The 13882-nt window shown below is 58.1% G+C and carries 12 protein-coding genes; 9 read left to right on the top strand and 3 right to left on the bottom strand.

Going from position 1 to position 13882, the window contains the following annotated elements; genetic code table 11:
- Nucleotides 1-20 precede the first annotated feature (20 nt).
- On the top strand, nucleotides 21-1283 hold the full coding sequence (locus tag L2W58_RS05730) for an HD-GYP domain-containing protein (RefSeq protein WP_236102319.1): 1263 nt from the start codon (nucleotides 21-23) through the stop codon (nucleotides 1281-1283).
- On the opposite strand, the gene L2W58_RS05725 is transcribed toward L2W58_RS05730, so the two are convergent.
- On the bottom strand, nucleotides 1264-2457 hold the full coding sequence (locus L2W58_RS05725) for a M20 metallopeptidase family protein (RefSeq protein WP_236102317.1): 1194 nt from the start codon (nucleotides 2455-2457) through the stop codon (nucleotides 1264-1266). The genes L2W58_RS05730 and L2W58_RS05725 overlap by 20 nt on opposite strands.
- Before the next feature lie 523 nt (nucleotides 2458-2980).
- Between L2W58_RS05725 and dapA the strand changes: the two genes are divergently transcribed.
- The 5 genes from dapA to L2W58_RS05700 are packed head-to-tail and all read left to right on the top strand — an operon-like array spanning nucleotide 2981 to nucleotide 7511.
- Nucleotides 2981-3859 carry a 4-hydroxy-tetrahydrodipicolinate synthase gene (dapA, locus tag L2W58_RS05720; protein WP_236102315.1) on the top strand — a complete coding sequence of 293 codons (879 nt, stop codon included), beginning with the start codon at nucleotides 2981-2983 and terminating at the stop codon, nucleotides 3857-3859.
- Between the two features lies 1 nt (nucleotide 3860).
- The gene (locus L2W58_RS05715; RefSeq protein WP_236102313.1) at nucleotides 3861-4511 is read left to right on the top strand and encodes a 4-hydroxy-tetrahydrodipicolinate reductase; all 651 of its coding nucleotides are present in this window, start codon (nucleotides 3861-3863) and stop codon (nucleotides 4509-4511) included.
- Nucleotides 4493-5191: a 2,3,4,5-tetrahydropyridine-2,6-dicarboxylate N-acetyltransferase gene (gene dapD / locus L2W58_RS05710; RefSeq protein ID WP_236102311.1), complete on the top strand. Its 699-nt coding sequence runs from the start codon at nucleotides 4493-4495 to the stop codon at nucleotides 5189-5191. Before L2W58_RS05715 ends, dapD begins: the two co-directional genes overlap by 19 nt.
- Nucleotides 5192-5193: 2 nt before the next feature.
- Nucleotides 5194-6414: an aspartate kinase gene (locus tag L2W58_RS05705; RefSeq protein WP_236102309.1), complete on the top strand. Its 1221-nt coding sequence runs from the start codon at nucleotides 5194-5196 to the stop codon at nucleotides 6412-6414.
- Nucleotides 6414-7511 carry an aspartate aminotransferase family protein gene (locus tag L2W58_RS05700; protein WP_236102307.1) on the top strand — a complete coding sequence of 366 codons (1098 nt, stop codon included), beginning with the start codon at nucleotides 6414-6416 and terminating at the stop codon, nucleotides 7509-7511. Before L2W58_RS05705 ends, L2W58_RS05700 begins: the two co-directional genes overlap by 1 nt.
- On the opposite strand, the gene L2W58_RS05695 is transcribed toward L2W58_RS05700, so the two are convergent.
- Both L2W58_RS05695 and L2W58_RS05690 read right to left on the bottom strand, forming a co-directional pair.
- Nucleotides 7495-9108 carry an ABC transporter permease gene (locus L2W58_RS05695; RefSeq protein ID WP_236102305.1) on the bottom strand — a complete coding sequence of 538 codons (1614 nt, stop codon included), beginning with the start codon at nucleotides 9106-9108 and terminating at the stop codon, nucleotides 7495-7497. The genes L2W58_RS05700 and L2W58_RS05695 overlap by 17 nt on opposite strands.
- Nucleotides 9084-10085 (bottom strand): ABC transporter substrate-binding protein, encoded by a 1002-nt coding sequence (locus tag L2W58_RS05690; RefSeq protein ID WP_236102303.1) that lies wholly within the window; start codon nucleotides 10083-10085, stop codon nucleotides 9084-9086. The genes L2W58_RS05695 and L2W58_RS05690 overlap by 25 nt, the downstream gene beginning before the upstream one ends.
- 176 nt (nucleotides 10086-10261) lie before the next feature.
- On the opposite strand from L2W58_RS05690, the gene L2W58_RS05685 reads away from it, so the two are divergent.
- The 3 genes from L2W58_RS05685 to gyrB all read left to right on the top strand — a co-directional run bounded on the left by L2W58_RS05685 (nucleotide 10262) and on the right by gyrB (nucleotide 13872).
- Nucleotides 10262-11689 carry a hypothetical protein gene (locus L2W58_RS05685; protein WP_236102301.1) on the top strand — a complete coding sequence of 476 codons (1428 nt, stop codon included), beginning with the start codon at nucleotides 10262-10264 and terminating at the stop codon, nucleotides 11687-11689.
- A 73-nt stretch (nucleotides 11690-11762) separates the two neighbouring features.
- Nucleotides 11763-11954, top strand: coding sequence for a hypothetical protein (locus tag L2W58_RS05680; RefSeq protein WP_236102300.1), 192 nt, complete (start codon nucleotides 11763-11765; stop codon nucleotides 11952-11954).
- Nucleotides 11955-11958: 4 nt separating this feature from the next.
- Nucleotides 11959-13872, top strand: a complete 1914-nt coding sequence (gyrB, locus tag L2W58_RS05675; protein WP_236102298.1) for a DNA topoisomerase (ATP-hydrolyzing) subunit B — start codon at nucleotides 11959-11961, stop codon at nucleotides 13870-13872.
- Nucleotides 13873-13882 lie beyond the last annotated feature (10 nt).

The following is a 13882-nucleotide window of genomic DNA, read 5'->3' as shown; positions in this document are numbered from 1 at the left end:
TATATTTGGGGGTTTTTACGATGGCAATATACATAGCGTCCATAGACGATCTGGAGCCCGGTATGGTGGTGGGACGCCCCATCTTCGGCGCAGGAGGAATCCCCTTGGTGACCCAGGGGGTCCCTCTCTCGGGGGCTTTGATAAACGCCATTCGCAGACAGAAGATCGAGCAGATATACGTAAAGGACGATTCCGACGGGCCGTCCGAGACTCCTCCAGGGCTTCTGTCTCACGAGCTGGAGCGGGAGGGCAGGCGTAAGGTCGAGACGATCTTCTCTAATGCGGTGGAGAAGATGTCCATTTCCGTCAAGGACGTCGAGGTTTTATCCGATCTGCTTTCTTCGGTGATGGCCGAGCTCTCCAAAGGAGGTCCCCTGACCATGGGCAGTCTTAGGGCAGTGGCTGACATGGACAAGGTGACCTTCGACCACTGTTGGTCCGTGGCTGTGTTGTCCCTGGCCCTGTACAGGGAGGCCATAGAGGACGGCTGGCTTCCTCTGGGGACCTTCCAGGACGGTATAAACATGGGACTGGGAGCGGTTCTACACGATATAGGAAAGTTGAAGGTCCCGCTGGAGATACTCAACAAACCGGGCATGCTGAACGAGGAAGAGTGGGAGGAGATGAAGCTCCATCCCTGGCATGGACTGGAGCTCGTAAGGAACCAGCCGAACGTGATGCCCATGGCGAGGGGTATCATAATCCACCATCATCAGAGGTTGGACGGCAAGGGATATGGCCCTAGAAACAGGGAGAATATCCTGTCCGGCGACAGGATCCCCAAGATAATCCGTCTCGCCTCCGTGGCCGACGTGTACGACGCCATAGCCACCGACCGTCCCTATCGCCCGGGATATCTTCCCTGGGAGGTCCTGCGAACGATGAGAAAGTCCGTGGGAGATGCCTTGGACTCCAAGGCCTTCTCCCTTCTGGAGAGGATGGTGGTCCCATTCCCGATAGGGTGCTTCGTCCTCCTCAAGAGGGGGGAAATCTGCATGGTAACCCGTTCGGGCTTCAGCCAGGACAGATCGACTCCTTCCGGCAGCCCGTGGGGGAGGGCCTTGGCCCTGATGGCCCCCTTAAAGGGACGGGCTTTGGGGGATATCTTCAGTTTCGGAGTCGAGGACGTGCTTTTGGGAGGTTCCACCCTCCAGGGGTTGGCCTGGAGGGTGAAGCGGGAGTTCTTCTCTGCCCTGAGGGAGGAGGACAAAAGACTGGATCCGTCGGAATGGTCGGTCTTGTCCGACTGGAAGGGCCGGTTTATCAAGGCTTTCGGTCGGTGAGTCCCTCTTTCAACAGGGTTGCCGCGGATTTGGCGAGTATAGCTGCTCCTATGGGGAGGGCCGATTCGTCCAGGTCGAAATAGGGGCTGTGCAACGGTGCCGATATCCCCTTGCCTCCGTTGCCTACGCCCAGCATGAAATAGCAGGAGGGGCAGAGTTCGGCGAAGTATGCAAAATCGTCGACTCCCATGGAAGGATTGTCCATCGGTATCACCGAACCGTCGCCCAGTATGGATCGGGCCGAAAGGGAGACGGCGGAACAGACCCTCCTGTCGTTTATCAGAGGAGGATATCCCTGCACGAAGGTTATTTCCGCCTCGCCTCCCATGGCTTTAGGGATCTCCACTGCCATCTTGGCGGTCTCCTCCCTCAGCTTTTCCCTGAGGTCTCTGTCCACCGTCCTTATGATTCCCTCCAGACGGACCTCTGAGGCAACCACGTTCCTGCCGTTGCCCCCGTGGATGGAGCCCACTGTCAATACAGCCGATTCCACCGGGTCGGTCCTTCTGCTGACTATCTGCTGTAACGCCGTGACGGTCTGGCAGGCTATGGCCACGGCGTCCAGTCCGCGGTGGGGTTCCGCTCCGTGGCATCCCTCTCCTCTGATCACCAGGTCGAACATATCCGATGCAGCCATGGTCTTCCCCGGGTTTATCCCCACCGTTCCGACCTTCAGGTTGGGGTTTACGTGAAGCCCGAGCGCCGCCAGCGGCTTTCCCGGGTCCAGCAGGCCGTCGTCGATCATGGGCTTGGCCCCCCCGGAGGTCTCCTCCGCCGGTTGAAAAACCAGCAGTATATCTCCCTCGAGGGAGTCCTTAGCCGAGCTCAGCAGTTTCGCCGCCCCTAGCAGGCAGGCGGTGTGTCCGTCGTGTCCGCAGGCGTGCATGACTCCCGGGATCTCCGACGAGTAAGGTCGACCGGTCAGTTCCTTTACAGGCAGCCCGTCCATGTCCGCTCTGAGAAGAACGGTAGGCCCCTTGGAGTTTCCCTCTATTCTTCCGGCTATCCCGGTTCCGGCGTGCCTTCTGAACGGTATTCCCATCTCGTCGAGCTCTCTCTCTACAAGCAGAGCCGTCTCCTCCAGGTCGAAATCCAGCCCCGGTCTACGGTGTATCTCCCGGCGAAGATCGATGAGCCAACTGCTGAGCTCTCTGGCCTGAACCATGGTATCCATTTATCTCATCCTTTCCACTTGACTTCACATATATAGGCGTATATAATTCTCGGAAATCTCCGGATATCGGAGTTACACAAGCATACCGTCAAAGGCGATGAACCGGAAGCCCCTGCGACGTAAGACGTTTTGCCAGAGAGAGGTCTCCATCGGCTGGAAGGGACCTGAGACGTCGTTTCGGGGGATAAGGTCCGGCGAGCCGAGGCCGAAAGGCGATCTTTACGGAGGTCGTCGTAGTAAGCTCTCCGGGAGGCTCCCGTCACAGGGCCGTAAGCGGGGCGTCGGAAGATGCTCAACCAGGGTGGTACCGCGGGTTTTAGGCCCGTCCCTCGACGAGGGACGGGCCTTGTCTTTAGGACAGACCTTTGCGGGATCTCCCCGGTGATACTTCCGATCGTCCAATCAGGGTGGTACCGCGGGCTCAAGCTCGTCCCTATTTCGGGGGCGAGCTTTTTTCGTATAATAGGGATATCATTTACTGGGATCCCGGAGGGTCCCGAAATTCGAGAGGAGGAATGGAGAGATGTTCAGAGGAACCGGAACGGCTTTGGTAACCCCCTTTGCCGAGGGGCGTTTCGACGAGGAATCCTTTCGTCGTTTCATAGAGTTTCAGATAGAGGGCGGTGTGGAGGCCCTGATCGTCCTCGGCACGACAGGGGAGGCTCCTTCGGTCTCCGAGGAGGAGAGGACGGAGATAATCTCCTGTGCCGTCGCTGCTGCGGCAGGCAGGGTCCCTGTGATAGTGGGAACCGGCAGCAACTCGACGGATCATGCGGTGTCGTCCAGCTTGAGGGCCCAGGAGCTGGGAGCGGACGGCGTCTTGGTCGTAACCCCCTATTACAACAAGCCCACACAGGAGGGGCTCTATCGTCATTTTCGGGAGGTGGCCAAGGCCATATCCATACCGATGGTGATATACAACGTCCCGGGACGCACGGGATGCAACATCCATCCCGATACGGTCCTGAGACTGGCGGATCTGGAAAACGTCGCAGGAATCAAGGAGGCCAGCGGCGACATGGCCCAGGTGGACGACCTCATACGGAGGGTCAAGAAGGTCCGTCCGGAGTTCAAGGTCTACTCTGGCAACGACGACCAGGCCTTCCACCTGGTCTGCAGCGGAGGGGACGGAGTGATCTCCGTTCTGTCCAACGTGGTTCCCCGAGAGACCTCGACCATGATCAGATCCGTCCTGGACGAGGATCTGCCTGCGGCCAGAAAGGCCCATATGAAACTCTTCCCCATGATGAAGGGGCTTTTCGTGGAGACCAATCCCATACCGGTCAAGTACGCGGTGGCCCGTCTCGGCTATTGCTCTCAGGAGATACGCCTGCCTCTGGTACCCCTGTCGGAGAAAGCCAGAGACGGCCTAGACTGCCTGATGGACGAACTGGGTCTCTGATATGAAGTACGGAATAACCGGGGCATCCGGCCGGATGGGGCGAGAGCTGCTGGAGGTATTCGGCCCGGACGACTGTGTGGCCACAGTGTCCCTGGAGGACGAGGCCGTTCTCGACCGGCCGGAGGTGATGGTCGACTTCTCTCGTCCCGAGGCTCTGGAGAGGACCATGGGCATATGCAGGGAATATCGGTCGGCCCTGGTCCTCGGCACAACGGCGCTGAAGGAGAGGCATTTCGAGGCCCTGGCCGACCTGGCTAGGACCGTACCGGTGGTCCAGGGATACAACTTTTCCATGGGCATCGGACTGTTGAAGATGGTCCTTAGGGATTATTCCGCCGCCCTCGATGACTGGGATGTCGAGATATGCGAGACCCACCACGTACACAAGGTGGACGCCCCTTCCGGTACCGCCATTCTACTTAAAGACGCTGTCGGCAGGGATTGCCCCACCCACTCGCTCAGGCTCGGCGGAGTTCCCGGGGATCACTCCGTATCCTTCGCCAACGAGGGGGAGGTTCTGTCCTTCGGACACAGGGCACTGTCCAGAAAGGTATTCGCCATGGGAGCCTACAGGGCGGCTCGTTTCGCCCTGGATAGCGAGCCGGGACTTTACGATTTCGAGGAGGTCGTTCGATGCGCACTGAAGAGGTGATCCGACTAATAAAGGAGTCGGTCAAGAAAACGCCGGTCAGGGTTTTTCTCTCCGGCAAACTGGATGGGCTGAACTGGGGCGATCTCCGTTTCGTCGGAGGATCCGAGTTCGGCGTCGTCAAGGGAGACAGAGCCGAGGTTATGGCCTTTTTGGAGGCCAACTCGGACCGCATCGACGATTTCGAGGTCGAGGTCGAGGCCAGAAACTCGGCCGTGCCGATGGCGGACCTGACCAGATACGAGGCCAGAATAGAGCCCGGTGCGATCATCCGCGATATGGTGGAGATAGACAGAGGGGCCGTCGTCATGATGGGGGCTGTCATAAACATCGGAGCGGTGATAGGAGAGGGCACCATGATAGACATGAACGCCGTGCTTGGAGGTCGGGCCACGGTGGGGAAGAACTGTCATATCGGTGCCGGAGCGGTGCTGGCCGGAGTCATAGAGCCCCCTAGCGCCCTGCCTGTGGTGGTGGAGGACGACGTCCTGGTGGGGGCCAACGCCGTCATATTCGAGGGAGTGAGGGTCGGAGCCCGTTCTGTGGTGGCGGCCGGAGCCATAGTCACCAAGGACGTTCCTCCCGGAGTAGTGGTGGCCGGTATCCCAGCCAGGGTGGTAAAGGACGTGGATGCCCAGACCGCCGATAAAACCCGCATAGTGGCGGATCTGAGGGAACTTTAGCCATGGCCTTGGTGGTCCAGAAATACGGAGGTTCGTCGGTCGCCACTGCTGGGCACATAAAGGCGGTCGCCCGAAAGATAGTAGACAGGGTAGCCCGAGGGGATAGGCTGGCCGTGGTGGTCTCCGCCATGGGAGATACCACCGATGACCTGATCTCCCTGGCGGAGCAGGTTAGTTCGTCGCCGAGCCCCAGGGAGATGGACATGCTTCTCTCGACGGGGGAACAGACCTCCGCCGCCCTGCTGGCGATGGCCCTGCACGACATGGAGGTCTCCGCCCTGTCTCTCAACGCCTTTCAGCTCGGCATAGAGACTACCGGACGGTTTCGCGACGCCCGCATAGTTGATCTGGACCTATCAAAGCTCAGGCATCGCCTCGAGGACGTTCAGGTGGTGGTCATCACCGGATTTCAGGGCATATCGCCCGACGGCGACGTGACCACGTTGGGCAGGGGTGGCTCGGACACCTCGGCTATAGCCGTGGCGGCCAAGCTGGGGGTCCCCTGCGAGATATACAGCGACGTGGCCGGTATATACGCCTGCGACCCCAGAGTCGTGCCGGAGGCCAAGAAGTTGGACTACGTGGTCTACGACGAGATGCTAGAGATGGCCGCGTTGGGAGCCAGGGTCCTTCATTCCAGAGGGGTGGAGATAGCTAAGAAATACGAGGTGGACCTTTACTGCGGCTCCACATTTTCCGACGAGGAGGGGACGAGAATAGTGAATACGCTTCCGGAGTGGCTGGAACAACCTGTGGTAACCGGTATCGCCGTCGACATGGATCAGATGAAGGTCACTCTGGAGGGTCTGCCCGACGGGGTCGACCTTCTCACGAGGTTATTCGGATGTCTCGCCGCCGACGGGGTCAACGTGGACATGATATCCACCGTCTCCGCCGGAGGGAGGACATCCATAACCTTCTCCGTGGTGTCGGGGCATATATGTCAGGTCCGTGATTCCGTGAGGGAGAGTCTGGAGGGTATCGACGGTTGGTCCCTGTCGGACGACTCCACCGTTGCCAAGGTGTCGGCCGTGGGAGTCGGAATGAAGACCAGCTCCGGCGTGGCGGCCCGTTTCTTCTCCGCTCTGGACGGAGCGGAGGTCTCGGTTCTGGGGACCACCACGTCGGAGATAAAGATATCGGTGCTAGTTCCGAGGGATCAGGCCGGCGACGCCGCCAAAGCTCTGGTGGCGGAGTTCGACCGTAGGGAGGAACAATTCTGATGCTGGCACCTCTCTACAGTCCCCTCCCGATCACGGTGGAACGTGCCGAGGGGGTCAGGATCTTCACCGACAGGGGAGAGTTTCTGGACTGTTACTCCGGCATAGGAGTCATGGCCATGGGCCATTCCTACGGACCGACCTTGAAGGCCATCGAGGCCAAGGCAGGCCGACATCTTCACCTGGGAAACTACTTTCTCGACCCCGACGCCCTTTCCATGGCCGAGGCCGTTCTGGCTCTGGACGGAAGAGAAGGACAGGTCGCATTTTCCAACTCGGGGGCGGAGGCCACCGAGGCGGCTATCAAGGCTGTTAAGGCCCTCAGACCGGGCAAGATAATCTCCTTTAAGGGGAACTTCCATGGCAGGACCTGCGGCTCCCTGTCCATCACCTGGGGCCCGGGCATAAGGAAGCCTTTCGAACCGCTGCTTTCCGACGGCATATTTTTACCTCGAAGCGGCGAATGCCTGAGGCTCTTCTGCGAGGCCAACGAGGTGGCGGCGGTCTTTCTGGAGACGGTGCAGGGCAACAGCGGAATTCTTCCCTGCTCGGAGGATCTGGCCGAGACCATACGCTCCCTTCACGAGGAAGGTCGGTTCCTCTTGGTGGCCGACGAGATCCAGTCCGGACTGGGACGAACCGGAAAGGGCTACGGCTATCGGCACTACGGCCTTAAGCCCGATCTGGTCACCTTGGGGAAGGGGCTGGGAGGTGGGCTGCCTCTGGGAGCCCTCATGGCCTTCGGATGTTCTCCCTTCGCCCAGGGGGAACACGGCTCCACCTTTGCGCCAAACCCCTTATCCCTTGCGGCGGGGCTTCCCGTCCTGCGGGCCATGACCGACGAATTTCTGTCGGAGGTGACCCGTAAGGGGCGGCTTCTGTCCGAGGGGCTGAGAGGGCTTCCCTGGGTCGATTCGGTCAGAGGTTTGGGGCTCATGATAGGTGCCGTCACGGAAGACGCCGGTGCGGTTCGCCAGGTGGCCTTCGATCGAGGAGTTCTGCTCAACGTAGCCGGAGGGGCTATACGTTTCCTGCCGGCCCTGAACGTGACGGACGACGAGATAGAGGAGATGTTGGATAAGCTCAATTTCTCCATCTGACTCGAAAGAGCCGGTCTATCAGCTTCGAAACGGAGAAGACGATGGTGACCAGCACCACCGACAGGGCCGCCGCCTGGCCGAACATAAGCTCGGTGATGCACTCCAGTATCCTAACCGTGAGGAGGTTCCATCTGACCGAGACCAGAAATATCATGGCGCTTATCGCCGTCATCGATATCACGAACAGTGATTTCATCCCTCCCGATATGGCCGGGGCTATAAGAGGGACGGTTATCTTCCTGAACACTGTGAATCCCGAGGCTCCTAGGTTCATGGCGGCCTCCTCCAGGGAACGGTCCATCTGGCTCAGCGACGCTATCGTGAGCCTCATCGCTGCGGCACCGTAGCGGAAAACGCACAGGGCCACCAGTATGGTCATGGTTCCGGTCAAGACGATCGGGCCGGAGTTGAAGGCTATCACGTAGGCTATCCCGACGGCTGTGCCGGGCAATATGGAGTTCAGAAGGGAGGTAGCCTCCATGGTCCGTCTGAGGGGAGTCTCCCTTTTAGTTACCAGATAGCCCGCCGTCACCGATACGACCGTGCCGATCACGGTAGCGGTGGCAGCCAGCAGGACGGTGTCCTTTATGGAGCTCAGCCCCGACGACAGGGCGTAGCCGTAATGTTCCAGCGTAAAGCTGTTGTCCAGTCCCCACGCCCGGACCAAAGACGCCGTCAGTATGGTGCCGTATACGACCAGCAGGAACGACGATATGGACGCCACGACGGCCAGGATCCACTTTTCCCACGTCTCGACCGGTCTTCGAGGGCGGTCCCTGCCGCCTTTCCCCGACATGGTGGTGAACTCCCGGTTCTCGGTCCACCTTCTCTGGATCAGGTAAACCCCTATGGCGGGTATTATCAGAAAAAGAGAGAGGGCCGCTCCTCCCTGGAGGTCGTACATGCCCGTTATCCTGAGATAGGCCTGGGTGGTCAGGACGGGAAAACCGTGTCCCCCCATCACCATAGGCGACGCGAAATCGGCCAAAGAGGCTCCGAAGAGCAGCAGGAACGAGTTGGCCAGGCCAGGGATCGCCATAGGAATGGTCACCTTTCGGAAAGCCTGAAGCCTGGTGGCCCCCAGGGTCATGGCCGATTCCTCCAGTTCTCCGCCTATCCCCTTGAGGACCGCCGACAGTGCCAGATAGGCGAGAGGAAAATAGGTCATGATCTCTGCGAGCCAGGTTCCCCAGAACCCGTAGAGGTTCAGATCGGGCATGCCGATCAGATTCGGTATGGTTCCCCCCGGTCCCAGCAGTATCGACAGGGATATCCCGGTCATGAAGGGCGGGGAGACCAGCGGCAGCACGACTACGCTGTCGACGGTCCTGCCGAGCCAACGGGGAATCGGCATCCCCGAGGAGCAGAGCGCGAAGGCGAAGCCTATCGCCGTTCCCGCCGTGGCCACAGCCGTCGCCAGTACCGCTGTGTTCCTCATGGCGGCGAGGCTGTAGCCGTCGGTCATCACGTTCAGCAGGTGGGTCGGCGAGAATCCTCCGCCATTGGTGGTCGCTACGACGAAGAGACGGCCCAGGGGATAAAGCACGAATATCCCCAAGGCCGCCCATAAAGCTAGCGAAGCACCTCTTCTACCCATCTCTCGACCAGTCTGTCCCTGTTTGCTCCCGCCCATTCGACGTCCAGTGGCAGGATCTTTATCGACTTGATATCCAGCTCCGGTGTCGCTGGAGGAACGTCGGGATTTGTGGGAACGAGGTTGATGCCGTTCTCCCCGTAGAGGCGCTGCATTCTCTCTCCCGAGGCCCAGTCGAGAAAGAGTTTAGCCAGATCGGGGCGCGACGCTTCCTTCACGAGGGCCATGGCCTCTATCCCAGCCACCACCCCTTCTTCCGGATAGCTTACCACGACGGGGTAGCCCTTCTGTTTCATCTCCAGAGCGTCGACCAGGAAGAATATGCCTCCGGCGGCCTGGCCTCGGGCGATCGGCAGGGCTCCTCCCGATCCGCTCTTAGTGTATACTTGTACGTTATCGTTGAGTTTCATCTGATAGGCGTAGGCCTCGTCCTCTCCCATGGCCTGAACCAGGCTGAGTACCCTGTACATGGCCGTTCCGGAGGTCCTGGCGTCGGCCATCTGCAGCCTCTTTCCGTAGCGGTCGTCCAGGAGGTCATCCCAGGATTTCGGTGGGGCCATGCCCTTATCCTGTAGAAACTTTTGGTTCGTCATGAAACATATGGGGTCCAGCGCCACTCCCGTCCAGTAACCCTCTTCGTCCCTGAACTCCGGGGGAATCTTCTCCGCCTTTTCCGGGAGATAGGGATCGAACAGGCCCTTAGCCATTCCGTCCACGAATGCCTCAGCCATGTTGCCGAAAACCACGTCCACCTGGGGATTGGCTTTCTCTGCCTCCAGCCTGGCCTGAAGCTCCCCCGAGGAGAACCTCATCCATTCGACCTTTATCCCGGTGTCCGAAGTGAATGCGTCGAAGATCGCCTTTGCATATCGTTCGGACCATATAGTATAGGCCCTCAGGGTTTTCTGGGATGCGGTTGCGGAGGAGACAGAGAGAGCCAGGGCTATGAACCCGATCGTCAGAGCTAGAGTCTTTTTCATAGTCGTCATCCTTTCCGGATTTTTAACCTCGATTAGCTTTGTTTGGATTGTAATCCTTTTGGTTCCCAGGCTCCATAACCAGATAGGCCTGAAATACCTGCTCAAGTGGCACAGGTCTCGCCTGGTTACGGTACAATAGGGAATGTATATATCTAACTATGAAAGGGGAGTCCCCCTTGGCACAAGAGGTAATACTTTCCGCTCTCGTGGAACGGTGGAAACAGGAGGAAGGAATAAGGACCCTTTGCTCCGATTACGGTAAGGATATCGGGGCATATAAAAAATATCAGGAGTCCTCGGATAGAGAGGACAGAGTGGAGGCTAGAAAGCTCTGGGTCTCCATGTCCGATCGTTATTGGCAGATCTTCAGGGAGATGCTTATGGCCATGATCAAGACCCTTCCGGTGTCTCTTTCTTTTTCCTCGAAGGAGAGGCTCTTTCTGGACTGTGGCTTTCTCTCCCCCGGTGTGACCCCGTTCAACAAGGATCTGCCAAGTTGGTTGGACCAGGAGGTACCGGACGATATGTTCCGTTATTTTTCCTTCACGGATCTTTGGATCGAGAAATACGCCTTACTCTACAACAGGGATAAAAGAAGCGGTATCGGAAGGTTCGGAGACAAGCTTCAGCGGTATCAGACCCAGCTTTCCGGAGCGGTGAAGAGGGCGGCCTTTTCTCTGAGGGCCATGTTGCCTCAGATCCCCGAATGTCCCAAGGAAAAGGCGGACGAACTGGTCGACAGGTTGGAGAAGAACCTGGAGCCTTTCCTTGAACGTCACATGAGGACCCGCTATTTCAGAGAGCTGGAGAAAAAGGAATATAACGAGGTCGTGGACGGGGCTAACTCTTTCTTCTATGCAAGGAAGGAGATAGAGTCGATCCTCACGAGGGCCGTCAGGTCTGTGGAGGGATTCGAGGACAGCCAGAGGCGCAAGCTCAAGGGGCTTCTGGACGACGTCGTTTTCTTGGGATCGGTGACCATACACATAAGAAACGAGATGGACCGTTGGGATAGGGCGGTGGATAGAAGCGCCTCCAAGTTCGACGCCGAATCGGACGGAGATCGTTTGGTCCAGATGGAAGAGGCCTTGAAGGTGAAGAAGGAGATAGCGGCGCAGATGGCCGGGATGGCCCGAACCGACACGTCCCCTCTGTGTCAGCAGTCCCATCAACCTCCTCTGACCTTCGAGACCGTATCGGAGATATTGAACCGTCTCGTACCTCTGGATAACGACATGCTCAGGGTCCCCAGGGTGCGAATGTACGGAATTCCCAGGGTGATAATAGTTCCCGGTCAGGGATACGGTACGTACGACTGGACGGACAATACCTTTATGCTTCCCCTTTTTCCGAGCCACAGTGCCGAGAGGGCGGTGGCCTATTCCCTGGCGACCTTCAGATGGGATGCCGACGAGGACAGGGAGTTCAAAAACACCTACGAGCTTCTCAAGGAGAACAGGGGCAAGTCCATAAAGGGGCTGGCATCGTCTTTTTCCAACGACTACTATTTATGGCTTACCAAGGAGAGATTCGGTTTCAGGGTCCTCCCCAGGGAGGTCAGGGAATGGTTCAAGACCAAGTTCGATTCCGAGGGAGTTCGGTAGTCCTGTTACTATATGTACCTCTGTTGAGTTATAATAGATCGGTTGAGAACAGTGTTCCCGAAAGGGGGATGCTATGTTTTTGATGTTGGAATCCCAAGGTGTCCTGTCTCTCGAGACCGTAGTGGCTCTCGTCAAGGACGGAGATGGGACATGTATATATCGCGACGACGGGACCGTTGAGCGTTCGGTCTTCAGACCGGATACTCTGGCACGGCGCTGTTTTCCGAGGCGAACCGATCTGGTTTCCCGAAAGGAAGGAGAATGAATATATGACGGCAACTTCGGCCCAGTCTCAATATACGGCACAGAGCATACAGATTCTCGAGGGCTTGGAGGCGGTACGCAAGCGCCCGGGAATGTACATAGGAGACACCGCGACCCGGGGACTTCATCACTGTGTCTACGAGGTCGTCGACAACGCCGTTGACGAGGCCTTGGCCGGTTACTGTTCCGAGATAAAGGTAACCATACATACCGACGGAAGCGTGTCCGTGTCGGACAACGGTAGAGGAATACCCGTCGATCCCCATCCCTCCAACGGACGTCCGGCCTGCGAGGTCGTTTTGACCGTGCTGCACGCCGGAGGCAAGTTCAACAACGATACCTACAAGGTCTCCGGTGGACTTCACGGAGTCGGTGTATCGGTGGTGAACGCCCTTTCGTCCTGGCTGGAGCTCGACATATGCAGGAACGGCAAGACATGGGGGCAGAGGTTCGAGAAGGGCATCCCTGTGACCGATCTGGAGGGCGGCTACGATACGGATAAAAGCGGTACGACCGTCCACTTTATGCCCGACGACGAGATATTCGAAGAGGTCTGCTTTTCCGCCGAGATCCTGGGCAACAGGCTCAGGGAGATGGCGTTCCTGAACCCGGGGCTGAAGATAACCCTGGTCGACGATAGAGAGGAAAAGGAATGGGCCTTTCACTACGAGGGAGGACTGGCGTCCTTCGTGGAATACCTCAACCGAGACAAGAGTTCGCTGTTTCCCAAGCCCATAGTGGTGTCGGGAGAGAAGGACTCCACCTTCGTCGAGGTGGGACTTCAGTACAACGACGGATATCACGAGAGGTTGTTTTCCTTCGCCAACCTGATCCACACCATGGAGGGCGGAACCCACGTAATAGGCCTGCGTTCTGCCATCACGAGGGCCATAAACGAAAGCGCCAGGAGGAACAAGGTCCTCAAGGACAAGGACGCCAACCTGACAGGAGAGGACCTCAAGGAAGGTCTGACCTGCGTTATATCGGTGAAGCTCGGCGATCCCCAGTTCGAGGGTCAGACGAAGACCAAGCTCGGCAACAGCGAGGTCAAGGGGGTAGTCGACTCCATAGTCTACGAAGGGCTTTTGGTGGCCCTGGACGACGACCCCTCCGTCCTTAAACCGGTGGTGGACAAGGCGGTAAGGGCCCGTCAGGCCAGAGAGGCCGCCAAGAAAGCCAGGGAGCTCGTCCGGAAGACCGCCATGACCGGCTTGAACCTGCCGGGAAAGCTGGCTGACTGCTCGGGCCGTACCCCGGAAAACTGCGAGGTCTACATAGTCGAGGGAGACAGCGCCGGAGGAAGTGCCAAACAGGGAAGGGACAGGGCCTTTCAGGCCATCCTTCCCCTGAGGGGAAAGATCCTCAACGTGGAGAAAGCCCGCCTGGATCGGATCCTCAGCAGCAAGGAGATAAGGACCATCATACAGGCCCTCGGCTGTGGAATAGGGGAGGACTTCGACACAACGAAGCTCAGGTATCACAAGATAATAATCATGACCGATGCCGACGTCGACGGAGCTCACATCAGCACCTTGCTCCTGACTTTCTTCTACCGCTACATGAAGGAACTTGTAGAGGGAGGATACATATACCTGGCCCAGCCGCCTCTCTACAGGGTTCAGATCGGCAGACATTCGGAGTACATCTTCAGCGACAAGGACCTTCGTACGTTCATGAACAGCCATAAGGACACGGGAAAGAAGATAGGGGTTCAGAGGTATAAGGGGCTGGGAGAAATGAACCCGGAGCAGCTTTGGGAGACCACCATGGATCCTGAAAACAGGGTAATGAAGAGGATAGAGGTGGACGACGCCCTGGCCGCGGACGAGTACTTCAGCATACTGATGGGCGACAAGGTCGAGCCCAGAAGGGAATTTATTCAGGCTCATTCCCATGAGGTCCAAAATCTGGACGTGTAGCGTCGTCTTA

The organism is Dethiosulfovibrio faecalis (assembly GCF_021568795.1).
Lineage (GTDB): Bacteria > Synergistota > Synergistia > Synergistales > Dethiosulfovibrionaceae > Dethiosulfovibrio > Dethiosulfovibrio faecalis.
This window is presented reverse-complemented; position numbering and strand designations above follow the sequence as displayed.